The organism is Vibrio ouci, assembly GCF_004551525.1.
Lineage (GTDB): Bacteria > Pseudomonadota > Gammaproteobacteria > Enterobacterales > Vibrionaceae > Vibrio > Vibrio ouci.
Window position 1 is genome coordinate 40565 of sequence record NZ_SATR01000026.1, and the last position, 24008, is coordinate 64572.

The following is a 24008-nucleotide window of genomic DNA, read 5'->3' on the forward strand; positions in this document are numbered from 1 at the left end:
CCCATTACATATAGTGGCTCCAAAGCAATAAGGCATGGTGTTTTATTTGCGAAACGTCTATCCTTTTGACGCATGATAAAATCAATAAAAGAGTCATTATAGTTATGAATTTACGCACCTTTTTTATGCTAGCAGTGGTCACCCTATTCGCAGGGTGTGCAACCTACGCAGGCTTAAATTACGACCAACTCTTCGGCCAGGAGCAAGTCCGTGAGCGCAGAGTGGATGTATTAAGCCCTGAAAGTGACTTTTTCTTAACTGATGTGAAACCAATTATTGATAATCGCTGCGTGGTTTGCCATGCCTGTTATGACGCGCCTTGTCAGCTCAAGATGTCTTCTGTTGAGGGCACCGACCGCGGGGCAAGTAAAGAGTTGGTGTATCAAGGAACTCGCCTAACAGCCGCGACACCAAGTCGTCTATTTGAAGACGCAGAAACAACAGAGCAATGGCGAGAGATGGGCTTTCACCCAATTTTGAATGAACGAATTCAAAACCCAACCGCTAATATGCAGGCTGGCCTTATCGCTCGTATGCTTGAGCAAAAAGAAGCGCACCCGTTACCCGATCAGACACAGTTAGAAGGTTTTGATTTCGCCGTTGACCGCAGTCAGGTCTGCCCAACTATCGAAGAGTACGATCAGTATGCGCAGGACTACCCGACTTGGGGAATGCCTTATGGTATGCCTAACCTCACAAGTAATGAGTACGCAACGCTGATGGATTGGCTGCAAAATGGCGCCATCATGAACAAGCAGATCCCACTGACGCTTGAGCAACAGGCATTAGTGAATGAATACGAAACAGTACTGAATAAAGGCTCGCGCAAAGTTCAATTGACGGCTCGCTACATCTACGAGCATCTGTTCTTATCGCACCTCTATTTCTCGGATTTAAACGAAGCGACACCTCGATTCTTCACCTTAGTGCGTTCAAGCACGCCACCGGGCGAACCAGTTAAGCGTATTACAACACGACGCCCATACGATGACCCAGGTGTTAATCGTGTTTACTATCGCCTGATCCCGGAGCAAGGCACGATCGTTGATAAAACGCATATGCCTTTCGCATTGAATGAACAACGAATGAGAAACTGGAAAGAGTGGTTCATCGATGCAGACTACCATGTCGCTCAGCTACCGGGATATGAACCACAGATAGCAGCCAACCCAATGACAGCATTTATTGAACTGCCTGTGAACGCGCGCTTCCAGTTCATGCTTGATAATGCGCAAAACACCATCAATGCCTTTATTAAAGGCCCTGTGTGCCGTGGTCAGCTTGCGCTTAACGTTATTAACGATCGTTTCTGGGTATTCTTTATTGATCCAGATAAGGCTGATCTTCCGGAAATCAACGAGTTCTATCGTTCACAAGCGGATAATTTGAAACTGCCTGGCGAGCTAGAAAGCAATACGTTACCTATTTCAAATTGGGTCTCGTATTCTCGTCAGCAAGCACGTTACTTAGAAGCGAAGTCTAAGTTTATCAACAAGTGGTTTGAAGGTGGCCAATACCTAACCACAGATGTGCTTTGGACAGGTAACGGGACCAATCAAAATGCCGCGTTAACGGTATTTAGACACTTCGATAGTGCTTCTGTCGTGCAAGGGATGGTCGGTAAGCCACCTAAAACTGCGTGGATTCTCGATTATGCTTTGATCGAGCGTATTCACTATCTACTTGTGGCGGGCTTTGACGTTTATGGCAACTTTGGTCATCAGTTGATTACTCGTATGTTTATGGACTTCTTGCGCCTTGAAGGTGAAAGTAATTTTGTTGCCCTACTCCCACGCGATGTTCGCCATGTTGAACAATCGAGCTGGTATCAAAACCAAAGCTCACAAATGAGTGACTTTTTACAACGCAATGTTAAGCCGTTCGATCAGCCAACTCAGGTTCCTTATCAAACTGACGACCCTAAAGCTGAGCTTTACGACATCATCAAAACGCAAATGAGCCCGATATTGACTAACCGTTACCAAATCGAGCAAACCGGGTTTAGTCACAGTAACGAAACATTGCTGCGCTCTATCGACTCAATTAAAGGGGATGGGCTACTTTATGTCCCTCAAATCGTGATGATGATGATTAGATCTGAGCAAGGTGAGGACCAGTTGTTCACCCTTCTGCACAATAATGCCCATACCAATATCTCCAGTTTGTTTGATGAGGAAAGTAATCGCGACCCACACAATGACGATTTAACCTTGGTTCGCGGGGTGATCGGAAGTTACCCAGCGGCGTATCTATCTCTTGATGAGAAAGAGATTCCAAAACTGGTCACTATGCTGAAAAATATTAAAACAGAACAAGATTACGTTAAGTTGTTGGATACCTTTGCAATTAGACGTAGCTCTGAAGAATTCTGGACATTCAGTGACCGAGTTCATGCATGGTATAAGGAAAATCAACCTATCGAATTTGGCCTGCTTGACTACAATAGATTTGAGAATAGGTAGAACCGCTTCAGGCACAGGTAACGCATAGGGAGGACACTATGGGTATCGACGATAGCATCAGAGCATTGGAACAGCAGATATATGTTGCTTGCTCAGAAGGTGATTATGACACCGTACAAATGCTTGAACATCAGCTGGATAGCTTACGCAGTAAAGCGTCCCATCCTTTTGATGATGATCCATACGCTCCAGAAGGGAAGCTCTTCCCTGATGACGATTGGTTTTAACACCACAATTTAACCAAGAAAGTGCCCGTCCAAGGGCACTTTTTCTATCGACATACTTCTGAATAAACCGCGCGCTTTATTCAAAATGCGCACGATTGTTTTGATTTAGATCAGATGTACAACGTATAATCCCCTGCAGAGACAACCAACTGCTTCACCCCACTTTACAAAGACAAATTTGTCGATATTATCTTCGCGCAAACGTTTGCTTAACTTTATTCCGTGTCCACTTCGAGGGTTTTATGCTGTCTGATATTGATATCTGTCGAAACACACCATTGTCACCGATCACTGATATTGCTCACCATGTAGGATTACTCGAAGGAGAATTCGCAAGCCAAGGGGCGTATAAAGCGAAAGTGTCGCTAAACAGCCTAGAGCGTTTGCAGCAATGTGATACAGGTAAGTTAATACTCGTCACGGCCATCACCCCTACGCCGCTCGGTGAAGGCAAAACAGTCACCACTATTGGTCTGGCTCAAGGCATTGCCAAGCTGAATCGAACCGTGACCGCATGTATTCGTCAGCCATCAATGGGCCCTGTCTTCGGGGTAAAAGGGGGCGCGGCTGGGGGGGGCTATTCACAAGTCGCTCCGATGGAAGAGTTAAATTTACACCTTACCGGCGACATTCACGCCGTAACAGCAGCTCATAACCTAGCGGCAGCAGCGATTGACGCTCGCATCTACCATGAGCAGCGCAATGGATATGATGACTTTGAAGCACGCAGTGGATTAACCGCGCTACGTATTGATGCTAAACGCGTCGTATGGAAGCGCGTCATGGACCACAATGACCGCGCCTTACGTATGGTAACCGTCGGCCATAATGAACCGGGCAAACATATCAACGGCTACGAACGTGAAGATGGCTTTGATATCTCGGCTGCATCTGAATTAATGGCAATTCTTGCACTGGCTAGCGACTTAAAAGATCTACGAGCGCGTATCGGTAGAATTGTGGTTGCCTACAATCTTGATGGTAAACCTGTCACAACAGAAGATCTGCAAGTTGCCGGAGCAATGGCTGTTAGCATGAAGGAAGCCATTGAGCCAACATTGATGCAAACCCTTGAAGGGGTCCCTACCCTTATTCACGCGGGCCCATTTGCTAATATTGCGCATGGTAACTCTTCGATCATAGCCGATAATATCGCGACTAAGTTAAGTGAGTTTACGGTGACTGAAGGTGGCTTTGGTTCAGACATGGGCTTTGAGAAAGCGTGTAACATTAAGGCGCAAGTCTCAGGCAAAGCACCTGACTGTGCGGTAATTGTCGCGACATTACGCGGCCTAAAAGCAAACTCAGGTCTGTACGATCTTAAACCGGGGCAAGCAATACCTGACTCATTATTCGAAGACGATTCAGACGCGTTGTTAGCTGGTTTTGAAAACCTCAAATGGCATATCAACAACGTCAATAAATATGGCGTGCCTGCTGTCGTCGCGATTAACCGCTTCCCGCAAGATAGCGATGCTGAACTGCAAGAGCTAAAAGCACTGGTGGAATCTTTGCCGAATAACGTTGAGGTCGCAATCAGCGAAGGCTTTGCCAAAGGCGGAGAAGGCACATTAGAGCTCGCTGAAAAAGTGATCGCTCAATGCGCTACAGAGACGAGCTTCACTCCTTTGTATCGATTTGAACAAGCAACAGAAGAAAAGCTGATGGCCGTTGCAGAAGCAGGCTACGGCGCGGCCAGCATTACTCTTAGCGACACTGCAAAACAGCAGCTTAAGAGTTTAAAAGAGCATGGCTATGACCAACTTGCGGTTTGCTTGGCGAAGACGCCGCTCTCTATCTCAACCGATGGCAGCATCAAAGGAGCCCCGAGCGGCTTTGACGTCTCCATTCGTGAGTTAAAACTGTGTGCAGGAGCGGGCTTTATTTACGCTCTCTGTGGCAACGTGATGACCATGCCAGGCTTACCAGAAAAACCGGCGTTTATGAACTTAGATCTCGATGACAACGGAAATATTATCGGCCTAAGCTAATCGCTCACCCATACCCAATATTAGAGGCTTAACTTGTCAGGTTAAGCCTCTTTTATTTTAAGCAAACGGACAAGTCATGAACTTAGCCCTAAGATCATGTACCATTGAGGTAACACCCTCGAAGAATTGGATTTTTCATGGAAGCAGAGCTACTGGAAATTAAAAACTTCCTTTCCCAACACCCTCCATTTGACGAACTCGAAGATGACGTCCTGAACTACGTGACCAAACACGTAGAAATCTCCTACTATCGCGAAGACACTCCAGTGATCCACTTTGGCGATGAGATTCGTGATCTTTACATGGTGAGAAGCGGTGTTATTGAAGTCTATCGCCGCAAAGGTGAACTCTATAACCGCCTAGATGAAGGTGCCTTATTTGGCCAAATGGGCCTGTTAACTAACAATAAGGTACGCTTTCCCGCTAAGGCAACCAAGGATAGCCTGCTCTATTGCATTCCTGCAGACGTATTCCAAGAACTGTATGACAACCATGAGTCATTCGCCGATTTTGTTGAGGTAGAAGACAACGCTCGTCTGCGCCAAACGGTGTCAAACAGCAATGAACAAAACGACTTAACCACGTCTAAAGTCCGCACTCTGCTGACAACTGAAGCTCCATCGATTCCTAAAACCGAATCGATTCAAAACGCCGCAATCAAGATGGCAGAAGAGAACGTTTCATCGCTGCTCATTATTGATCCAGAAGTGGCCGACGATGATGAAGATGATAACAACCCACTCGTGGGCATCATCACCGACCGAGATTTATGTACTCGAGTACTCGCTCAGGGACTGGACCCAAATGATGATGTTTCAAGCGTCATGACCACTGAAGTCATTTCACTTGACCACAACGCATACGTGTACGAAGCCATGCTGACCATGTTGCGCTACAACGTTCATCACCTGCCCGTTCTTAAAGACAAACAGCCCATCGGTATTATCGAAGCAACCGATATTGTTCGCTATGAATCGCAGAACTCACTGTTACTGGTGAGCAGTATCTTCCAGCAGCAATCTATTGAAGAACTATCCGCGCTATCTGTGCAGGTGAAAGACAGTTTTGTACGCTTGGTTAATGAAGACGCTAACTCACACATGGTTGGTAGTGCGATGTCGGTTATCGGCCGTAGTTTCAAACAGCGTATTATCGAGCTAGCAGAAGAAGAGCTGGGTGAGCCACCCGTACCGTACTGCTTTGTAGCATTAGGTTCAATGGGCCGAGACGAACAACTGCTAGTGACCGATCAAGACAATGCCATTATCTTGGACAATACCTACGTCAAAGCAGAACATGACGCCTACTTTGCCAAACTGTCCGCACTGGTTTGTGACGGACTTGATAAGTGTGGTTACACATACTGTACCGGCGATATTATGGCAACAAACCCAGACTGGCGTATGACGCGCTCTGAGTGGGAAGAGTGTTTCGCCGATTGGATTGATGACCCGAACCCTAAAGCACTGCTAAATGCGTCGATCTTTTTCGACCTCGACGGTGTTTATGGCCGCCTAAAGTGGGCTGAGCAGCTCAATGGTTTCATTGTCCGACGCGCACGTAAGAACAACCGCTTCTTAGCTTGTTTAGCTCGTAACGCAATGAACCGCACCCCTCCACTTGGCTTTTTCAAAGACTTTGTGATGGAGAAAGATGGTCAGCATAAGAACTCCATTAACCTTAAACGCCGTGGCACAGCCCCATTGGCCGATTTAATCCGTGTTCATGCTTTAGCAGTCGGCTCTCGCTCAAAAAATTCCTTTGAGCGCCTTGATGACATTAATGAAGCTGGGATCTTACCAAAAGGTAAAGCGCGCGATTTAAGTGATGCGCTTGAATTCATTTCGATGGTTCGTATCAGGCACCAAGCGCTTGATGTTGAGAATGAAGTCGAACCGGATAACAACATCGAGCCAGAGCACTTATCCGATTTTGAGCGCCGTAACCTTAAAGATGCATTCCAGATCTTAAGCAATGCGCAAAACTTCCTAAAGTTCCGCTACCAAGCGAGCAATAACTTTAAGTGAGGCGTCAATGATTAATAAACTTATGTCGACGCCCTCAATCGATTGGCCTGCTAAGTTCAGTCGTAAGCTAGAAGTCGTGCAAGATAGCAGCTTAAGAAACTACTATGAGGCGGGGTTACCCGATCCAAACACGCCACTAGAAGACGTTATGTTTCTTGCAATGGACTTTGAAACCACAGGGCTAGATTCCGATAACGACGACATCATTACCATAGGTACCGTGCCTTTCAATTTGAATCGTATCTTTATCAACCAAGCTCAACACTGGACGGTAAGACCGCGCAAGCAACTGGCTGAAGAGTCCGTCGTCATTCATGGGATTACTCACTCAGACGTTTTGGATGCACCTGACCTGTCAGGCATCTATGAGCAAGTGCTGGAGCAAATGGCGGGCAAGATTATGGTGGTTCATTATCAACGTATTGAACGGGAGTTTTTCGATAAGGCACTTCTCGCACGGATTAAGGAAGGTATTGAGTTTCCAGTTGTCGATACAATGCATATTGAAACTCAGCTCCAACAGAAGCAATACGGTGGGCTTTTTAATAAGATCCTTGGTAAAAAGCCCGAGTCTGTTCGCTTAGGCGCTAGCCGAACTCGTTACGGACTGCCTCAGTATACGCCCCACCACGCCTTAACTGACGCCGTCGCAACCGCTGAATTGCTACAAGCGCAAATCGCTCATCACTACGATCGAAAGATGCCAGTTAAGCAACTCTGGCTGTAATCATTCGTCGGCTCTAGTCTTTGAAAACAAGCCAATAAAAAAGGGACGATTAACGTCCCTTTTTTCATTTGTCTGATAGCTAATATTAGCGACGCTCAGTACGCATACCAAGAACCAAGCTAACACACATCAGTAGCAGGACAATGGTAAATGGTAATGCTGTAGAAATCGCACCCGCTTGCAGCGCTTGTACAGCTTCAGAGCCACCAATCCAAAGTAGTGCCACCGCAATCGCACCTTCCATGAAGGCCCAGAATACACGCTGGATCACTGGCGCATCGACTTTACCACCAGCGGTAATACTATCGATAACCAGTGAACCTGAATCCGATGACGTGATGAAGAATACCAGCACTAAAACTACCGCAATGATCGATAGGATTGAGCCAAATGGTAATACATCAAACATCTGGAACATCGCCAGTGATACATCCGTTAGACCCTCAGAACCTAGCTGACCAACACCATTAACAACCTGATCAATTGCCATACCACCGAATGTAGACATCCAAAGTACCGTTACAGCCGTTGGTACAAGTAGAACTGCTGTAATGAATTCACGTACTGTACGACCTTTAGAAACGCGCGCAATAAACATACCTACGAATGGTGACCAAGAGATCCACCAAGCCCAGTAGAATACGGTCCAACCTTGGAACCAAGCTTCATCTTCACGACCGTGTGGGTTACTCAATGGGATTAGGTTTTCAACGTACGCCATCAGTGTCGTACCAATGTTACCAACCACAATCGCGTAACCAATCAACGCAACTAAGATCAGTAGTAAGAACGCCACGATCATGTTGATGTTACTGATGACTTTAACACCGCCGTCAATACCACGTAGTACTGAGACAACCGCAAGTAGCGTCACAACGGTGATAACAATAACCTGCAAGCCAAGACCAGATTCAATACCAAAGACATGGTGAATACCACTTGCTGCCTGCTGAGCACCTAGACCTAATGAGGTCGCAAGACCAAACAGTGTCGCAAGTACCGCTAAGATATCAACGATATGACCCGCCCAGCCCCAAGCGCGATCACCAAGTATTGGGTAGAAAATAGAGCGGATTGAAAGAGGTAAGCCTTTGTTATAAGCAAAGAATGCCAATGACAGCGCCACTACACCGTAGATTGCCCAAGGGTGTAGACCCCAGTGGTACATAGTCGCACCCAGAGCCAATTTAGCCGCTTCAGGAGTATTCGCTTCAACACCCAGTGGCGTTTCGTACCAACCGGTGAAGTAAGCGACAGGCTCTGCCACACTCCAGAACATTAGGCCAATACCCATACCCGCAGCAAACAACATCGATAGCCATGATACGTATGAGTAATCTGCTGTCGCGTCAGTACCACCAAGGCGAATCTTACCTAATGGAGATACGATCAAGCCTAAACAGAAAATAACAAAGATGTTGCCAGACCAAATGAACAGCCAGTCAAAGCTACCTATAATTTGCCATTTGATGCCATCTAAAGTCGCTTTGGCTGACTCGGCATCCATAACCAAAACGGCGATTAAGAAAACTGCTATAAGACCTGCACTCCACCCAAACACTGGGTTGTGCACGTCAAATCCCCACTTCTGTACGTTATCTTGACCGATTGTATAATCGGTACTATCGATACTGTACTTATCTATGCCTTTAGTCATCGTTCCTCTCTAGCATTTTTCCTATTTGGTATCAGCTCTCTATAAACAAATCATTAGAGCTAAAAATGATTATCTAAACACAATAACCTGATACACCTCTCATTATTGTACGCTTATTGCTGCATTGTTCCAGTAATAAGCTGTTTTTTAGCCATATTTTCAGAAAATTGCCACACAGGTGATGGAATAATCCGCAATGCGTCCTACACTGCGACAACAATACCGTTCGTACTCTAAGTAAGTTACTAAGACTTTCCGTTATAGTGGGATAACCGCTATCAAATTTTGTTGGGCATGAGGCTTTTTTTCATCACTCATTTGATGTATTTTCGCCTACTTCTCATCACTAGTTAATAAAGGCAGCGCATTGGAAAAGCACGAAGAAGTCCTTATATCGATTCGCCAAATCATTCGAGCAATCGACCTACACTCTAAAAAGCTAAGCAAAGAGTCAGGATTGACAGGCCCGCAGCTTATATTAATGCGCTCTATCCGTGAGTTAGGGGAAGTGACAATTAGACAATTGTCCGACCATACCAATATGAGCCAAGCGACCGCCACAACCATCCTTGATCGCTTAGAGCGTAACGGATTAGTTCAGCGCGTTCGCAGCAGCAAAGATAAACGAAAAGTGCATGCTTACCTTACCGAGCAAGGCCAAGAGTTGCTAAATAGTGCTCCGACACCATTACAGCAAAGCTTTATTACTAAGTTTCAACGCCTCGAAGAGTGGGAACAGTCATTATTGCTTTCGTCAGTACAGCGCATTTCATCAATGATGAACGCGGAAGACATCGATGTAGCACCAGTGCTAGAACTAGGCAGTATTACTAAGCCCGAGTAGTCCTATAGTTTATTTGCCTAACTGTGTTTTTACGCTTACTTTTATTTAGGTAACAACCCTCTTTGTTCCACGCGCTAAAAAGGCGTCATGAATGACAAAAAACAGATTAGAAAACCTAAATGATGAAGCTATTCTCGATGTACAGCAGCAAAAGCAAGTACTTAAGATTATCGCTTCAATAACCCTAGTGGTCTTTATCCCCCTTGGAATTAAAAACATTCTGATTGGGGAGATCATGCTTGGCTTGGTTCTGCTTGCTTTTGAGATCTCATTACTGCTAGAAATCACAGCACTTATCTACAATAAGAAAACCTTGTTTGGGCATTACATACCACTTGCCCTTCTGGTCTTCTCTGCAGTTTTATCAGTGAAAGTGTTCGGTACACTGGCGACCTATTGGCTCTACCCCATCATAATCAGCATTATCTTTCTGTTGCCCAGAAGTGAAGCCATTACCGCTAACTTTATTATGATTTCCGCTTCAGGTTTTGCCGCGCTGACGCACCAAGATTTCTCAATCACGATCCGCTACGTGTTTTCCCTGATTGTGACCGCAATTATCGTTCACGTGGTAGTGGGTGCAATCCGTAATCTTCAGCAAGAACTCAGAAGTCTGCTGGTAACCGATGCAATGACAGGCGCTTACAATCGCCATGAACTGCCAACTATCCTCACTCGCACTCTCAAGAATCACCCTTGTTCGTGTATTGTCATCATCGATATTGATAACTTTAAGTCCGTCAATGATCACTACGGCCACGATGTCGGTGATAAAGTGATTATCCGTATCGTAGACATCATCAGAGCTCATACGAGTGACGAAGAGCTATTGTTTAGGCTTGGTGGGGATGAGTTTTTGCTGGTTGTGCAAGGGCAAGAACAAGATTCGGTGCTCACCTTAATGAACAGAATCAATAAAAAGATTCGTCAGGCCGAATATCCACGCAACCTATCAATGACGGTCAGTTCAGGCATTGCGGAGTCTCAACCATTCGAAGAGATTAAAGAATGGATGAAACGCGCCGATCTCGCGCTGTATCAGTCTAAGCATCAAGGTAGAGATCGGACTTCGGTATACGTAAATCAATTCGGCTCAGCCATCGATCTGTGTGAACAAAGCAATCTCAGTCACGCGAGCTCGACTTAAAAATTGGCAGTTCACTCTCCCCTTTTACTTGGCGAATCGCCAAATGGGTATGAATGTCTTTAACGTTCTCAAGCCGTTGCAGTTTGCGGGTAAATGACTCGTATCCTGCAAGGTCATGGCTCACGACCTCCAACAAATAATCATACGCGCCAGATACAACGTGGCAGCTGATCACTTCATCCATTTCCCTCACAGCAAATTCAAACTCATCGATACTGCTTGCTTGGTGATTATTGAGGCTGACTTCGACGAAAACCGTCATTCCAACCCCAATCAGCTCTTTGTTTAAGCTAGCTCGATAATTAGCAATGATCCCCGACTCTTCCAACCGCTTTATTCTTCTCGCGCAAGGTGAAGCTGACAGCCCCACTTTATCTGCAATGTCTGCCGTTGATTGTCGGGCGTCTTGCTGAAGCAGACTCAAAATGTGTTTATCTATTTTATCCATATCCCATACCGCACGTTTCTAGCGCAACCACCATTTATATTGATGTTTTCAGCCACACTTTAATCATTACATGAATAATATTGCCAGATTTAACCCTCGCTTACGCATCATAATAGTAAGAACTAAAACATAGCTCACGGATGAACATGATTTCTGGATATTTGGCAATGGCCGCCACGCTATTATTATGGTCTGGCTTTTTTCTCTCTTTACGTAGCGGCGCTCATTCAGAGTTACTTACATCAGATATTGCGTTTACACGCTTTGTGATCCCCTGCCTTATCCTGCTACCGATTGTAATTAAGTCACGCAAAGCTATCGCTGCGGTGCCTAAACGTTACCTGTTAGGCATGTTCATTGGTAGCGGGCTTCCCTATCTTCTTGTTGCCGGTACGGGCATGAGTTTTGCGCCAGTTGCCGACGGCAGTGCACTTATCCCTGGAACGCTACCCTTATTTGTATCTAGCATAGCAATCATTTTGTTTAAACAGCCTCTTAGCTCCCACCGTATCTTTGGTCTTGGGTTAGTCGTAGTTGGTATAGGTACGTTTCTCTCTCAAAGCATCACTAACCCGTCACCTCAGTTATTGCAGGGGCATCTACTGTTTCTAACTGGGAGCGCGATGTGGGCTGTGTTTACCATTTGTGCCCGCGTTTCTGATTTAAACCCACTTGTAACGTCTGGCCTAGTATCACTGATGTCACTGTGTAGTTTGCTTCTCCTAACGCTCACTGGCGTGTTAGACAGCCATCTCCTATCGACTGAGCTCTCTTCTTGGCCTTTACAAGAACTATTAGGGCATACCCTCCTTCAGGGTGTAGGAGCGGGCTTAATCGCCGCCTTTACCTACCTGCATGCAATATCCGTCCTAGGCGCAGAGCGAACCGCAGCGTTCGGCGCTGCAACACCGGCTATTGCGACATTACTTGCCATGCCGATTTTCGCGGAACAGCCAAGTAGTACCGTGTGGCTAGCATTGACCCTTATCAGCTTGGGGAGCGTTATTGCGAGTAACATATTTATGAAACAAGATCGCTCGCTGCACTACCAGCCACCTAGCTTTGAAAAGTAACCAGCCGGGCACACTTTGCTGTGTGTCCATAATAGAGGTATAGTCCCACCAACTTTAAATGAGATGGACGATGTAACGTGAAAACACCATGCATCGCGGCATGCAAAAATAACGATGGAATCTGCAGTGGTTGCCACAGAACGATGGATGAAATTGTTAACTGGCGTCACATCACTGATGATGAACGAGAAGAAGCCATCAATAAGCTTAATGGCACTCTTTCAAGTCATACATGCCCTTCTTGCCAAGAGCCAGCACAATGCGATATTAGCCAAGGCAAAGAGACTTGTTGGTGTTTCTCAATCGAAAAAAGGGATACTTCAGCTTTGCCAAATAACAGCACTTGCCTGTGTCGAAAATGCTTATCAAAGCTTCCAACCGCATAATTATTGGCGTTTTCAACGATAAAATTTTGGATTAGTTTTTCTAATCCAAACTCGAAATATTTATCCTGCGTAAGATCACACTTTTTCATTGCACGCATCTCCAACTCCCTCTAATATCTCGCGCCTGAAAGTTCCCTTTTATATGTTATTTATTAGCTTTGTTACCGCAAAGCTAGCCGTTTTTGCGCTTTAAATTTAGGTGTGGTTGGAAATGTCCGCTTCTTCCCAAGTCATTAAATTAACATTCTTAATCGCTATTTTGACTGCCGTTGGTCAAATGACTCAGACCATGTATGTACCTTCTATTGGTTACATGGCAAGTGAGTTTTTGGAATCACCAGCCGCTTTGCAAGCAGTAATGGCGTGTTACCTAATCCCTTACGGCTTATCTCAGTTTGTTTATGGGCCGCTGTCTGATCGTTTGGGCCGCAAGCCTATCATCGTTGTTGGCCTGTTTATCTATATCATTGGTACGCTCATAGCCCTATTCGCGCACCAGTACGAATGGTTCCTTGCTGGTAGCTTTATTCAAGGTCTTGGTATCGGCTGTGGCGGCGCGATGTCGCGTACATTAACGCGTGACGTTTTCTCTGGCGCAGAGTTACATAAAGTGAATAGCCTAATCAGCATGTGCGTGATCTTTTCACCATTGGTTGCACCTGTATTAGGTGGCTACTTATCTGAAGCATTTGGCTGGCGATCTAGTTACATGTTTTTAGCCTTGTTTGGTATCGCTGTTGTGATCACCATGATGACGAGCTTTAAAGAGACATTACCAAAAGAAAACCGCCGCTACGAACGTGTAACAGACAGCTACCGTTATGTATTGTCAGATCGTCGCTTTCAGGGTTACTTGATCTGCTTAGTTGCAATCTTCTCGGGTGTCGCAATCTTTGAAGCAGCAGCTGGTGTACTGCTAGGTGGCGTACTGCAGCTACCTGCAACAACAGTCAGCTTATTGTTTGTATTGCCAATTCCGGGTTATTTGGTTGGCGCAGCGCTTTCTAGCATCATTGCAGCGAAAAAGAACGAGAAAAGTGCACTCACGTTTGGACTGTTTGCCACCATGGCGGGTTCATTGATTGTTCTTATCCCTGGTTTAATGGGGCAAACAACCGCACTAACCTTAATTGGCGGTGCAACCATTTACTTTTTGGGTGCTGGTATCTTGTTCCCAGCTGCGACCACAGGTGCGCTTTCTCCTTTACCGTATCACGCAGGTACTGGCGGCGCCGTCCTTGGCGGTATGCAAAACCTTGGAGCTGGCCTAGCAACGCTTGCAGCTTCAGTGATTCCTACTACGGACCAGATGCCACTAGGAGCACTCATGCTACTAATGTCGCTATTGGCGTTAATCGGGTTGATTCGCGTCTACCGTAAGCACGATCAGTCTAACGATCAAATGCCTTTAGCCGTTTAGTATTATAAGTACCGTTCCAACTGCCTATGTTGGAACGGTTATCAATGTAGGACTTTTCCCCACTTTTCCCTGACATTTCGTCGTCATTATTAACTTTTCACTCACTATCGTCTCCTAGACCTCACTGTATACTGCCGCGCAACTAAACCAATGAGGTCAAAATAGAATGAAACTTACTAAACTGGGCTTACTCAGCGCTTCCATCGCTCTAATTCTATCCGGGTGTAACTCAGATGATTCGTCATCAGGTACCACTCCGGTCACGCTATCTGTCTCTGATGCGCCTGTCGATGAGGTATCCCAAGTTGTGGTCACCTATAGCAAAGTTGCATTCTTACCGCTCGGTTCTGATAAACCTATCCTATTTGATGTCTATAAAACTGATGATGAAGGGAATCCTGTTGATGAAAATGGTAACCCTCTTCCTGATGGCGAAGACCCAATCCCATTAAGCGTTAACCTACTTGACTTCCAAGGTGGTGATGCTCAAGAGCTGATTGAAAACCAAAACATCCCAACGGGAGATTACAAACTGTGCCTGTTTGCCAACGACGGCGACCACCCTACATACCCTTCTTACGTCGAAGCAGTTGGTACTGGTAATCACCCTTTAACCGTACAAGGCGAAGGTAAATGCCCTCAAGGTGTAGGCTCTATCGACAATGCGGGTGTGTTGTACTTCAACGACACGTTCACTGTAAACAACGACAATAATGACTACGTAGTTGAATTTGATTTACGTCGCGGTCTAAAAGAACCTAAGAACGGTTCAGATACCTATACAATCCAACGAACCTCTGTTTCACTTGTGAATACGACTGAAGCCGGTGAGATTGCTGGTAATGTTGCGGATAGTACAATGGGAACCTGTGAAAGTAGCACTTCTTCGTTTGCTTACAGCCACGCTGTTTACTTATATGAGGGCAATGTAACTCAAGCAGAAATGGATTCATTTGCTAGTGATTCAGGCACAGTAGCACCAATTACGGCTGCTAATGTGACTCTTGATGATGGTGGCGTAACCTACGAATATGAGTTTGGCTTTGTAAAACCGGGCACATACTCAGTGGGCTATACGTGTACCGCAAATAATGACTCAGAAGAAGGCTTAACAGGTAACTTTGATATCCACGCTGCAGATAGTGGCTTAACTGTTACTGCGGGCTCAGAGACTACGGTTAACTTCTAAGAGTACCGAATTTCAAACAAAGGCCACTTGTGTATGCAGGCGGCCTTTTTTGTATTTGCTTGTACAGCAGATACAAAAAAACCAGCACTAGGCTGGTTTAATCGAAATAATGGAGGCGCCTCCCGGAATCGAACCGAGGTCCACGGATTTGCAATCCGCTGCATAGCCACTCTGCCAAGGCGCCATTATTTGGTTGCTCATAAAGCTAAATTGAGATGGTGCCCCGGGCCGGACTTGAACCGGCACAACGCGAACGTCGAGGGATTTTAAATCCCTTGTGTCTACCAATTCCACCACCAGGGCACACAAATTTCTTTGTGATGCCGTTTAGAACAATAAACACCATCTAAAATTTAATAAAGAATGGAGGCGCCTCCCGGAATCGAACCGAGGTCCACGGATTTGCAATCCGCTGCATAGCCACTCTGCCAAGGCGCCCTTTTCTTTCAACGCGTTAGGTTACCCACCGCTGCGTTCGCTGCATACTTTACGGATTGAGCCTTGAGAGTCAAACAAAAAAGTGCGTTTTTCTTTTGTTTGATGAGTTTTGAAGCAATATGATGGTTGTTTGATCGCGTTTGTTTGTTTTTACTACAAGGAAGTCTCAATGAGTAAAGTCTATTTGTTCGATTGGGGGAACACACTAATGGTCGATTTCCCCGTTCAAAAAGGGAAAATGTACTTGTGGCCGCATGTCGAAGCCGTAGAAGGAGCGGAAGAAACACTGAAATATCTTAGCCAATCTTCGGCTATCTACATCGCCACCAGCGCCCAAGATTCAAGTGAGTCTGAAATACAGCAAGCCTTTCAACGTGTCGGTCTAGACACATATATCAGTGGCTATTTCTGTAAAGCAAATTTAGGCCTAGAGAAACAAGATCCAGAGTTCTATCGGGCAATCATCAATTCTGTTGGGCAGCCGGCAAGTGATGTCACTATGGTTGGCGATAGCTTGGAAAAAGATATCTACCCAGCCAAAGCTGCTGGTTTAAATACGGTGTTGCTCCACAATCAGAACACAGCGCTACCCGAAGCGACCTTGCGTATTGAGTACTTACGAGAGCTGATAAAATAACTTTCACCTCCCTATTTACCTCAACCTAGGTTGAGGTTTTATAGTCCTTTTCAACGCTTTACTCTCTTGAAAGGATCACAAATGAAAACCCTAGTCTTATTCTCAAGCGCCAACAAACAAGGCAATACCGCGCAGCTGGTTTCAGAAGTGTCTCAACATCACCACGCTGAAGTCGTAGATATCGACTTTCTAAACATTACCCCTTACAACTACAACAATGACTACCCCGCTGATGATTTCTATCCACTGGTAGAGAAAATGTTGGCCGCCGAGCACTTAGTGTTTGCCTCCCCCGTTTATTGGCACGCTGTCACCGCCCCGATGAAATCGTTAATTGACCGTATGACTGAACTGCTTGATGTAGCGGTTCTCAAGCCCAAAGCGCGTCAACTAGAGGGAAAACGCAGCTACGTGATGGCAAGTTCGGCAAGCCCAGAGATTTGCCCAATTTACCACGGATTTTTCAAGAATGTGTTTAAGTACTTCAATATGGAATTGGCAAGCACATTACATGCGCCATGTCGTGAAGGCTTTTACGTTGAACCAGCGGAGTTGGAAGGATTTAACCGAGCTTTAGCTCAGTAATAAGCAAGAAAGCTCTGTAATAAAAAGGCTTAGCACCGCGCCAAGCCTTTTCTTTATCTTTAATCACTCTAAACCGTTGTAGCTTGAGGTTGGTATCGACCCGGTTTGTGGTTCATAGCCAAGATTAAGTTTGTCGCCACAGCGCCACCAATCGAAAGCAGGATCAGCGTAATATCAACGATAAATAGCGACATCACTACAATCGTACAATCTAACGCCATCTGTACTTTACCTGCGCGAATCCCGTAGCGCTCCTGCAGGAAAAGCGCAAGAATATTGAAACCGCCTAAGCTCATCTTGTGACGGAAGATAACCAGCATACCAATACCGATCATTCCTCCCCCAAGCAAAGCTGCGTAAAACGGGTCAATTCGAGCAATCTCAATCACGTGATGCAAATGGTCTACTGCGAACGAAACAATGGTGACAGCAATAAAGGTATTGAGCGTGAAGCGCCACCCCATACGAGCCACAGATAAAATGTAGAAAGGTAGATTTAACGCAAAAAAGATCTGACCAAAACTAAAGCTACTGACTTTAGTTAAGAAGATTGCTAGACCCGCAGTACCGCCAGTTAGAAGACCGACTTTATTGAAGAAGATAACGCCAAGAGAAACCAGCGCGCTACCTAAGATTAACGCGAGCATGTTCTCGCGTAGGCTATGTTCTTTATCCATTTTAGGCTTCCTATCCCTTACGATTCACGAAAAGTTGATGTGAATCAAACACGCATAAGATGCGGATAATTGATAAAAATGTCGAGAAATGGGCCTAAATGCCTCAAGTTTGGGGTGTTAAGCGAATTTTACACTTGCTGATTTAATGGCCAACAAAAACCATGCATTGGTACACCAATTACTTCTTCTGCCAAACCAAATTAATCACGTTCTGATTTTGATCGAAACTTGAACCTAAGCATTCACGTTGCTGCTCTTCGTTACGCGCATCTTTGATTTTTTTCGCGTTGTACATCGCCTCATCAGCTAGGCAAACAAGCGCGTCTTTGTTTTTGGTGTGATCAGGAAAGTGGCTGACGCCAATACTGGCTCCTACTTGTAGGGTACGCTCATGGAAAGTGATGGGTTCACGTATCGCTTGCTCAATTTGAGCCACTTTGGCAGATACAATACTAAAGTCATTGAGCAGATCGAGACAGATAACAAATTCGTCGCCGCCTAACCTACCAACAAAGTCTGACCCTCTAATACACTCTGACAGTCGGTCTGCCACTTGAATAAGAACAAAATCGCCAGCATCGTGGCCATAAGTATCATTAATTCGCTTAAAGTCGTCTAAATCGATAAACAGTAAAGCCAGTTTACACTCGGTTCGATTGGCTTTGACAATCGCGCTCTCTAACTGCCTATCGAACGCGCGTCGATTGACTAAGTTAGTCAGTGGGTCATGTTCAGACAAAAAGATCAGCTGTTCTTGCTTATGCTTTAACTGCTGCGTCTGGCGCAAGACCTCTTCTTCAAGCTCTTTCTTTGTCACCGTTGAATGACGTAAGGAAACCGTCATTTGATTGAAGAAGCTCGCTATCACTCTAAACTCACTGTCCATCTTCACCGCTTCTACTTTGGTATCTAGCTGGCCTTTTGCTAAGCCCAAAATAGCGGTTTTCATCGCTTCAGCACCCGACTTAAACCTAAATAAAATTAACCATGCAGTCACGCTGACTAAAATCGAACAGATGATCAACCAAGCCGCAGCCGTCGACATGACACTTTTGAGATTCTCTGCGTTACGATTCAACACAGCCTGATGCACATGCGCCAGCTCTTCAGTCATATTTTGAACGATCATGTTGTAACGCGAGTGCAGTAGTCCTCTTGCATTGATGTTCGAGGCAGACCCTTGCGTAGTACCGCTTAGCGTTGATGAATTCAATCCTTTTTCTTGAATGATCAGGGTGTGTAAACTGCTGTTCATACGTTGGATATTATCGAGCTGAATATTACTGTTTTTGTAAGCGGTTAATTTGGTGTCTAACTCAGCCTGAGCAAGCTCAACTTGTGTCAAACTCGGTTGATCACCAAACTGCTTGAATACCCACAGTTGGCTTCTCAATAAATCGACACAAAGTTGTAAATCGATGATTTGATCCAACTCTAACTTAGTCATATTTTGCTGGCTGTTAATCTTGGAAAATGAAATCACAATAAACAACGTCAACATCATCGTTGTCGTCGATAAGATAAACATCTTCTTAAACAGTGAGTCCAGCATAATCTAATCTCTTTGCGCAATAAGTTGTTGGTAGGGATGACTGTAAAAGACTTGTCTGAAATCCGGTGGTTCTGCCGAAACGAGATCACTTTCAATCGCCCAACGTGCTTGTAGTTGAAGGTTAGAAAGTAGCGAGTTGCCTAACGACAAGCGGAACAGATAATCTTCCCAAGACCATTCGACTTGGTTATGGGGAATATCTAAGCGCGACGCGATCATCTTCAGAGCTTCATCTGGATTGCTGTTGATCCACTCAATGGCCATGTCCAACGCTTGCAATAGTCGCACTGGTTCATCGCCAACAAACTCTAAATAGGGTGAACGAGAGATAAGATTAAAAGAGAGTTGATAGATACCCTTTACACCAAGGTTAGTCACTTCGGCGACAGAGAGAAGATCAGCCTGAAAACCCATCGGTTCCCATGCGGAAATCGCTTCGACCCGATAAGACAATAACGCTGGGACTAACTCATGAGGCTGCAAATAGACTTTCTCGATAAGCTGTTTCTCAACATTATTGCTGATAAGTACGGAATCGAGATAAAACTCACTGGCGGTACCTTTGACCACCCCAACCTTTCGACCCGCTAAGTCTTTCACTCCCCCGATTTTAAAAGGAACCAAGGTTAAAAGCTTTAGATCGTTGTCTGATTCGACAAAACTCGCGAGCAAAGAAAGATCATCCCTTTCGAAACTTTGAAACATCACCACAGATTCAGAGGCGGTAGCGTAATCGACATTGCGCTCAATCATCAATTCAGTACAGGCAGCGCCACTAGAGCAAGGGTAGAGAGTGACATCGAGATTCATCTCTTTAAATATTCCAAGCTGCTCTGCAATAAGGAACGGAGATGACAAAGGCGTCAGCGACACGCCTATTTTTATCTGAGACGATGGCGGATACTGCATTTTGTTATGCTTTGTTAATAAGCTCCAAGCCACCGCACACAACACAATGACAGAGACTAGAAGCACCAATTTTGGTTTTGTCACAACTGGCACGTTCTTCACACCCCAAAAATAAGAAACCTAGCACATATAAACTTAGACTATGGCTATACAAACTGGCATCAGAAACTCATTAATTTAGAGAAAGTTGATATATACACACTAAAAGTATGTGCTTTGTCACATTTATTCGGTCAATTATTGAGCGGGGCAGTGCTTATATCATCAGAGAACGCCGCCTTTATACTGTCGATTGGCAACAGGATCTGCTCTAATAGTGGAATAACTTAATTGTCTTAAGAGTGATAGAGCATTGGAAGAAATCTATATTGCAGGTGGCTGTCTGTGGGGAGTACAAGAGTTCATCAGACATATTCCCGGAGTGCTTGAGACTGAAGCAGGCCGAGCCAATGGACAAAGTGACACCACATCAGCGCCTTATGATGGTTACGCCGAATGTGTTCGCACTCAGTTTGATCCGAGCCAAGTGTCGATCAGTCAGTTGATGGACTGTCTATTTGAGATCATTGACCCATACAGTGTTAACCAGCAGGGAGAGGATGTCGGTGAGAAGTACCGTACTGGTATTTACAGCCGAGTTGCAACGCATCTTGAGCAAGCTCAGCACTATATCGATAGCAGACCGGATAGAGATAAGATCGCTGTCGAAGTTAAACCGCTCATCAACTACGTAAAGAGTGATGAAGAACATCAAGATCGACTGACACGTTGCCCTGATGACTACTGTCATATCCCAATCGATTTATTACATAAGTATCGCCAACAAGACGAGTGTTAGTGCTTTCCATATCAAGTCGATAGGTGATTGGCCTATCGACTCTTGTCTTAACGTCACTAAATAATCACAACAGACACATTTTCGCTGTTTTATTAAGCAAGAATCCGTTAACTTGGCATCACCAATCTTAATAAACTCTTCCTTACGGTCAGCATGTTAGAACAAGTCGTCGGTATCCTCTTCCCTGTCTTTGCCTTAATTGCTGTCGGCTTTTCGGTCGGTCGCTGGTTGAAACCAGACTTTAAGCCAATCAACCGAATCAATATGGATGCGTTTACGCCTGCACTGGTGTTCTCATCACTCGTGGCAATGCCACTGGATACTGAGCAAGTCCCTTTATTAAGTGCATCGATTGTTGCTGTATTAGTTCCTGGTTTGGTGATGGTGCCAATCTGTTATGCCATGAAAGTCAGATTCAAAGCTTGGGCACCTCTACACATGTTTCGTAATAGTGGCAACTTAGCCATACCGCTGTTCACCTACACCTTTGGTGACACTGCCCTTGCTCCTGCGGTATTACTGTTTGTCGTGTCGGCATGCCTTCATATCAGTATTGGACTTGCGCTCCTTAGTGAAGGCAACCCAATTAAGCAGATCGTCAGAATGCCGATTTTCCTTGCTGCTTCTGCCGCTTTGCTACTCAACCTATCAGGTATTGGTGTGTGGGCTCCACTTTATGAGGCAACCAGTTTATTAGGCCAAGCGGCGGTACCTGTGATGTTGCTATCTCTCGGCGCTCAGATGTGTAACATGCGTCTAAGCGGATTAAAAGTTGGCGTTGTCTCTACGATGCTTTCACTCTTCACTGGCGCGATCGCGTTTAGTGTTATCTACTTCTTTATTCCTCTACCAACCATGCAACTGCAAATGATGGTGCTGTTTACCATGCTTCCGCCTGCAGTAATGAACTATCTTTTCTCAGAACGTTTTCAAATTGAGCCAACCAAAGTCGCCTCTATGGTGCTGTTTGGTAACTTCTTTAGCATTATAACGCTACCATTACTCCTCGGATTCGCCCTCTCCTTGTGACCACTCCTCAGGGTTAGTCAGCATGGTTTTGCCTTTAAAGGTTTCTGCGCGAATATCTTGCGGGTTGTAGATGGCACAGGATTCCATAGACAAACAGCCACAACCTATACAGCCACCAAGATCTTCTTGTAATGCTTTCATCTGTTGAATGCGATGCTCAAGCAATGCCTTCCAACCGGAGGCCATCTGCTCCCACTCTTTTCGGTTCGGCGCATGATGCTTGGGTAGGTACGACAAAGAGTCGACAATCTCTTCAAGGGTCAAGCCAACCTCTTGTGCCGCTTTAATTACTGCTATGCGTCTTAATACACTGCGATCGTAGCGACGCTGATTGCCTTGGTTTCGCCAGCTGTGGATCAATCCTTTTTGCTCATAGAAGTGCAGTGCTGAGACCTTTACTCCCGCGCGTTTTGCAACTTCTCCGACGCTCATTTCCATTATTTACTCCAAAAAGTTTCAAAAAAGCTCTTTACCTAAAGTTAACTTGAGGTTTTAGAGTAGCACCAAGTTGGCAGGTTAGATAAGGAATAATAATGATGCGACTCTCAAAACACAGAACTCTCCCATACCTTTCTGGACGATTTTTTGATGGGATTTCCTCTGGCTTATTCATGATGGCGCTACCTTGGATCATCTTAGCTGAACCAAACATGGGGACTTTTGTTGCCATGACTGCGCTTGCTTGTACCGCGACGTCGTTTGTCTTAACCCCATTTTTCTCAACTTTGATCGACAGACATTCACGTAAAACGTTATTAGTCGTGGTGCAAGGTATTCAATCGGCAACCGCTGCTGTCGTTTTGATCATCTATTACTTTTCATCCGGCTCGCCTTGGTTACTTGCCGCGGCTCAAATGGTGTTCTGGGTCACTAGTAATTTGGCTTGGTCAACTAACAATGCGTTCACGCAAGAGAACTATGAGCAACATGAGTATGCCTCCATTTCTGGTAAGCAAGAGATAGTCATGCAAGGTACAACACTAGGCGCGGGCGCTTTAGGAGTGGTGCTTCTTCAAACATGGGGAATGCTTGAATTCGCCGCCTTCGCGATGGCAGCTTCATTTATCGCCACACTAAGTTACATTGTCACGCCATATAGACAGCAACTTAGAAATAGCCAGTCGATACCTTTTATTCAGCAGTTGAAAGAGAGTAAGGATATCTTCGCCAAACAACCAAGGTTTTACGCTTTTTTGCTGCTCTCTTGTCTCTCTTATCCTATTCTGACCTTCCTAGGTAAGCTGGTACCAATCTGGTTTTCTGAAAATGGTGTATCAGGAGATTGGTACGCAGGCTACAACATTACCTTTGGCTTGGGTTCGCTGCTTACAGGGGTCTTCTTGGCTAAGCTACTAGCGTTGACCACTCACAAAGCAACGATTCAATATTCAATGGCAGTGGTCGGTTTAACCTTGATAGGCATGAGTCTATCGACACACCCTGGGTATATTCTTTTATTCACTCTGTTCTTTGGATTTTTTAACGCCCTTAACCGCATTGCACGCACAAACTGGATGCACCACACTGTTGATGTTGCTCAACGAGGCAGAGTCGAGGGAGGCCTTGTCTTATTCTCAACTTCTGTGCAAAGTCTCAGTTATGTCATCATCGCCATGCTGGCCCATTTTGAGGCAATTCAATACGGCTTTGCCATCGCAGCTATCATCGTCATTCTCGCCGTTATTATGATGGTGCGACTCGATGGCACTGACGGACAAAAACAACCCGCGTATACATAACGAACC

Annotated in this window: 22 protein-coding genes and 3 tRNA genes; 16 read left to right on the top strand and 9 right to left on the bottom strand. The window is 45.3% G+C overall.

The annotated features are described in order from the left end of the window. Positions 1-104: 104 nt before the first annotated feature. The 5 genes from ELS82_RS16260 (at position 105) to ELS82_RS16280 (ending at position 7434) form a co-directional block, all read left to right on the top strand. A complete protein-coding gene (locus ELS82_RS16260) occupies positions 105-2462 on the top strand; it encodes a fatty acid cis/trans isomerase (protein ID WP_134836412.1) in 2358 nt (785 codons plus the stop codon). A 38-nt stretch (positions 2463-2500) separates the two neighbouring features. Further along, on the top strand, positions 2501-2689 hold the full coding sequence (locus ELS82_RS16265; protein ID WP_134836413.1) for a hypothetical protein: 189 nt from the start codon (positions 2501-2503) through the stop codon (positions 2687-2689). Positions 2690-2931: 242 nt separating this feature from the next. After that, positions 2932-4680: a formate--tetrahydrofolate ligase gene (locus ELS82_RS16270; RefSeq protein ID WP_134836414.1), complete on the top strand. Its 1749-nt coding sequence runs from the start codon at positions 2932-2934 to the stop codon at positions 4678-4680. 137 nt (positions 4681-4817) lie between these two features. Further along, a complete protein-coding gene (locus ELS82_RS16275; protein WP_134836415.1) occupies positions 4818-6707 on the top strand; it encodes a DUF294 nucleotidyltransferase-like domain-containing protein in 1890 nt (629 codons plus the stop codon). A 7-nt stretch (positions 6708-6714) separates the two neighbouring features. Beyond that, entirely contained in the window at positions 6715-7434 is a 720-nt protein-coding gene (locus ELS82_RS16280) for a 3'-5' exonuclease (protein WP_134836416.1), read from the top strand. Positions 7435-7519: 85 nt separating this feature from the next. Here the strand turns inward: ELS82_RS16280 and ELS82_RS16285 are convergent, their stop codons facing one another. Next, on the bottom strand, positions 7520-9091 hold the full coding sequence (locus ELS82_RS16285) for a BCCT family transporter (RefSeq protein ID WP_134836417.1): 1572 nt from the start codon (positions 9089-9091) through the stop codon (positions 7520-7522). A gap of 367 nt (positions 9092-9458) precedes the next feature. Between ELS82_RS16285 and ELS82_RS16290 the strand changes: the two genes are divergently transcribed. Both ELS82_RS16290 and ELS82_RS16295 read left to right on the top strand, forming a co-directional pair. Beyond that, a complete protein-coding gene (locus tag ELS82_RS16290; RefSeq protein WP_004412088.1) occupies positions 9459-9935 on the top strand; it encodes a MarR family winged helix-turn-helix transcriptional regulator in 477 nt (158 codons plus the stop codon). A 91-nt stretch (positions 9936-10026) separates the two neighbouring features. Then, complete coding sequence (locus ELS82_RS16295) at positions 10027-11082, top strand: GGDEF domain-containing protein (protein ID WP_134836418.1); 1056 nt, start codon at positions 10027-10029, stop codon at positions 11080-11082. On the opposite strand, the gene ELS82_RS16300 is transcribed toward ELS82_RS16295, so the two are convergent. Further along, entirely contained in the window at positions 11060-11530 is a 471-nt protein-coding gene (locus ELS82_RS16300) for an Lrp/AsnC family transcriptional regulator (RefSeq protein WP_134836419.1), read from the bottom strand. The genes ELS82_RS16295 and ELS82_RS16300 overlap by 23 nt on opposite strands. 146 nt (positions 11531-11676) lie before the next feature. Between ELS82_RS16300 and ELS82_RS16305 the strand changes: the two genes are divergently transcribed. The 4 genes from ELS82_RS16305 to ELS82_RS16320 all read left to right on the top strand — a co-directional run bounded on the left by ELS82_RS16305 (position 11677) and on the right by ELS82_RS16320 (position 15598). Beyond that, the gene (locus ELS82_RS16305; protein ID WP_208733187.1) at positions 11677-12603 is read left to right on the top strand and encodes a DMT family transporter; all 927 of its coding nucleotides are present in this window, start codon (positions 11677-11679) and stop codon (positions 12601-12603) included. A 77-nt stretch (positions 12604-12680) separates the two neighbouring features. Further along, positions 12681-12989, top strand: a complete 309-nt coding sequence (locus ELS82_RS16310; protein ID WP_134836420.1) for a cysteine-rich CWC family protein — start codon at positions 12681-12683, stop codon at positions 12987-12989. 211 nt (positions 12990-13200) lie between these two features. Beyond that, the gene (gene emrD / locus ELS82_RS16315) at positions 13201-14409 is read left to right on the top strand and encodes a multidrug efflux MFS transporter EmrD (protein WP_134836421.1); all 1209 of its coding nucleotides are present in this window, start codon (positions 13201-13203) and stop codon (positions 14407-14409) included. Positions 14410-14575: 166 nt separating this feature from the next. After that, positions 14576-15598 (top strand): DUF4382 domain-containing protein, encoded by a 1023-nt coding sequence (locus ELS82_RS16320; protein WP_134836422.1) that lies wholly within the window; start codon positions 14576-14578, stop codon positions 15596-15598. A gap of 110 nt (positions 15599-15708) precedes the next feature. On the opposite strand, the gene ELS82_RS16325 is transcribed toward ELS82_RS16320, so the two are convergent. The 3 genes from ELS82_RS16325 to ELS82_RS16335 form a co-directional block, all read right to left on the bottom strand. After that, a tRNA-Cys gene (locus ELS82_RS16325) sits at positions 15709-15782 on the bottom strand. A gap of 32 nt (positions 15783-15814) precedes the next feature. Further along, positions 15815-15901: transfer RNA gene (locus ELS82_RS16330), tRNA-Leu, on the bottom strand. 61 nt (positions 15902-15962) lie between these two features. Beyond that, positions 15963-16036: transfer RNA gene (locus ELS82_RS16335), tRNA-Cys, on the bottom strand. 169 nt (positions 16037-16205) lie between these two features. Here ELS82_RS16335 and ELS82_RS16340 point away from each other — a divergent pair. After that, entirely contained in the window at positions 16206-16673 is a 468-nt protein-coding gene (locus ELS82_RS16340; protein ID WP_134836423.1) for an HAD family hydrolase, read from the top strand. Between the two features lie 81 nt (positions 16674-16754). Further along, positions 16755-17258 (top strand): flavodoxin family protein, encoded by a 504-nt coding sequence (locus ELS82_RS16345; RefSeq protein ID WP_134836424.1) that lies wholly within the window; start codon positions 16755-16757, stop codon positions 17256-17258. Between the two features lie 68 nt (positions 17259-17326). Here the strand turns inward: ELS82_RS16345 and ELS82_RS16350 are convergent, their stop codons facing one another. From ELS82_RS16350 to ELS82_RS16360, 3 genes are all read right to left on the bottom strand, one after another. Then, on the bottom strand, positions 17327-17935 hold the full coding sequence (locus ELS82_RS16350) for a DUF6198 family protein (protein ID WP_134836425.1): 609 nt from the start codon (positions 17933-17935) through the stop codon (positions 17327-17329). A gap of 178 nt (positions 17936-18113) precedes the next feature. After that, positions 18114-19487, bottom strand: a complete 1374-nt coding sequence (locus ELS82_RS16355; protein ID WP_134836426.1) for a diguanylate cyclase domain-containing protein — start codon at positions 19485-19487, stop codon at positions 18114-18116. Positions 19488-19490: 3 nt separating this feature from the next. Then, positions 19491-20489 (bottom strand): ABC transporter substrate-binding protein, encoded by a 999-nt coding sequence (locus ELS82_RS16360; protein WP_134836427.1) that lies wholly within the window; start codon positions 20487-20489, stop codon positions 19491-19493. 259 nt (positions 20490-20748) lie between these two features. On the opposite strand from ELS82_RS16360, the gene ELS82_RS16365 reads away from it, so the two are divergent. Beyond that, a complete protein-coding gene (locus ELS82_RS16365; protein WP_134836428.1) occupies positions 20749-21234 on the top strand; it encodes a peptide-methionine (S)-S-oxide reductase in 486 nt (161 codons plus the stop codon). A 153-nt stretch (positions 21235-21387) separates the two neighbouring features. Continuing rightward, on the top strand, positions 21388-22263 hold the full coding sequence (locus tag ELS82_RS16370) for an AEC family transporter (RefSeq protein ID WP_134836429.1): 876 nt from the start codon (positions 21388-21390) through the stop codon (positions 22261-22263). Here the strand turns inward: ELS82_RS16370 and soxR are convergent. Then, positions 22234-22701, bottom strand: a complete 468-nt coding sequence (gene soxR, locus ELS82_RS16375) for a redox-sensitive transcriptional activator SoxR (RefSeq protein ID WP_134836430.1) — start codon at positions 22699-22701, stop codon at positions 22234-22236. The genes ELS82_RS16370 and soxR overlap by 30 nt on opposite strands. Before the next feature lie 95 nt (positions 22702-22796). On the opposite strand from soxR, the gene ELS82_RS16380 reads away from it, so the two are divergent. Continuing rightward, a complete protein-coding gene (locus ELS82_RS16380; RefSeq protein WP_134836431.1) occupies positions 22797-24002 on the top strand; it encodes an MFS transporter in 1206 nt (401 codons plus the stop codon). The last annotated feature ends 6 nt before the right edge of the window (positions 24003-24008 follow it).

Excerpts from the sequence above, each read along its gene's own strand:
- ELS82_RS16260 (WP_134836412.1), top strand. The coding sequence starts at position 105 with ATGAATTTACGCACCTTTTTTATGCTAGCAGTGGTCACCCTATTCGCA.
- ELS82_RS16265 (WP_134836413.1), top strand. The coding sequence starts at position 2,501 with ATGGGTATCGACGATAGCATCAGAGCATTGGAACAGCAGATATATGTT.
- ELS82_RS16270 (WP_134836414.1), top strand. The coding sequence starts at position 2,932 with ATGCTGTCTGATATTGATATCTGTCGAAACACACCATTGTCACCGATC.
- ELS82_RS16275 (WP_134836415.1), top strand. The coding sequence starts at position 4,818 with ATGGAAGCAGAGCTACTGGAAATTAAAAACTTCCTTTCCCAACACCCT.
- ELS82_RS16280 (WP_134836416.1), top strand. The coding sequence starts at position 6,715 with ATGATTAATAAACTTATGTCGACGCCCTCAATCGATTGGCCTGCTAAG.
- ELS82_RS16285 (WP_134836417.1), bottom strand. The coding sequence starts at position 9,091 with ATGACTAAAGGCATAGATAAGTACAGTATCGATAGTACCGATTATACA.
- ELS82_RS16295 (WP_134836418.1), top strand. The coding sequence starts at position 10,027 with ATGACAAAAAACAGATTAGAAAACCTAAATGATGAAGCTATTCTCGAT.
- ELS82_RS16300 (WP_134836419.1), bottom strand. The coding sequence starts at position 11,530 with ATGGATAAAATAGATAAACACATTTTGAGTCTGCTTCAGCAAGACGCC.
- ELS82_RS16305 (WP_208733187.1), top strand. The coding sequence starts at position 11,677 with ATGATTTCTGGATATTTGGCAATGGCCGCCACGCTATTATTATGGTCT.
- emrD (WP_134836421.1), top strand. The coding sequence starts at position 13,201 with ATGTCCGCTTCTTCCCAAGTCATTAAATTAACATTCTTAATCGCTATT.
- ELS82_RS16320 (WP_134836422.1), top strand. The coding sequence starts at position 14,576 with ATGAAACTTACTAAACTGGGCTTACTCAGCGCTTCCATCGCTCTAATT.
- ELS82_RS16340 (WP_134836423.1), top strand. The coding sequence starts at position 16,206 with ATGAGTAAAGTCTATTTGTTCGATTGGGGGAACACACTAATGGTCGAT.
- ELS82_RS16345 (WP_134836424.1), top strand. The coding sequence starts at position 16,755 with ATGAAAACCCTAGTCTTATTCTCAAGCGCCAACAAACAAGGCAATACC.
- ELS82_RS16350 (WP_134836425.1), bottom strand. The coding sequence starts at position 17,935 with ATGGATAAAGAACATAGCCTACGCGAGAACATGCTCGCGTTAATCTTA.
- ELS82_RS16355 (WP_134836426.1), bottom strand. The coding sequence starts at position 19,487 with ATGCTGGACTCACTGTTTAAGAAGATGTTTATCTTATCGACGACAACG.
- ELS82_RS16370 (WP_134836429.1), top strand. The coding sequence starts at position 21,388 with ATGTTAGAACAAGTCGTCGGTATCCTCTTCCCTGTCTTTGCCTTAATT.
- soxR (WP_134836430.1), bottom strand. The coding sequence starts at position 22,701 with ATGGAAATGAGCGTCGGAGAAGTTGCAAAACGCGCGGGAGTAAAGGTC.
- ELS82_RS16380 (WP_134836431.1), top strand. The coding sequence starts at position 22,797 with ATGATGCGACTCTCAAAACACAGAACTCTCCCATACCTTTCTGGACGA.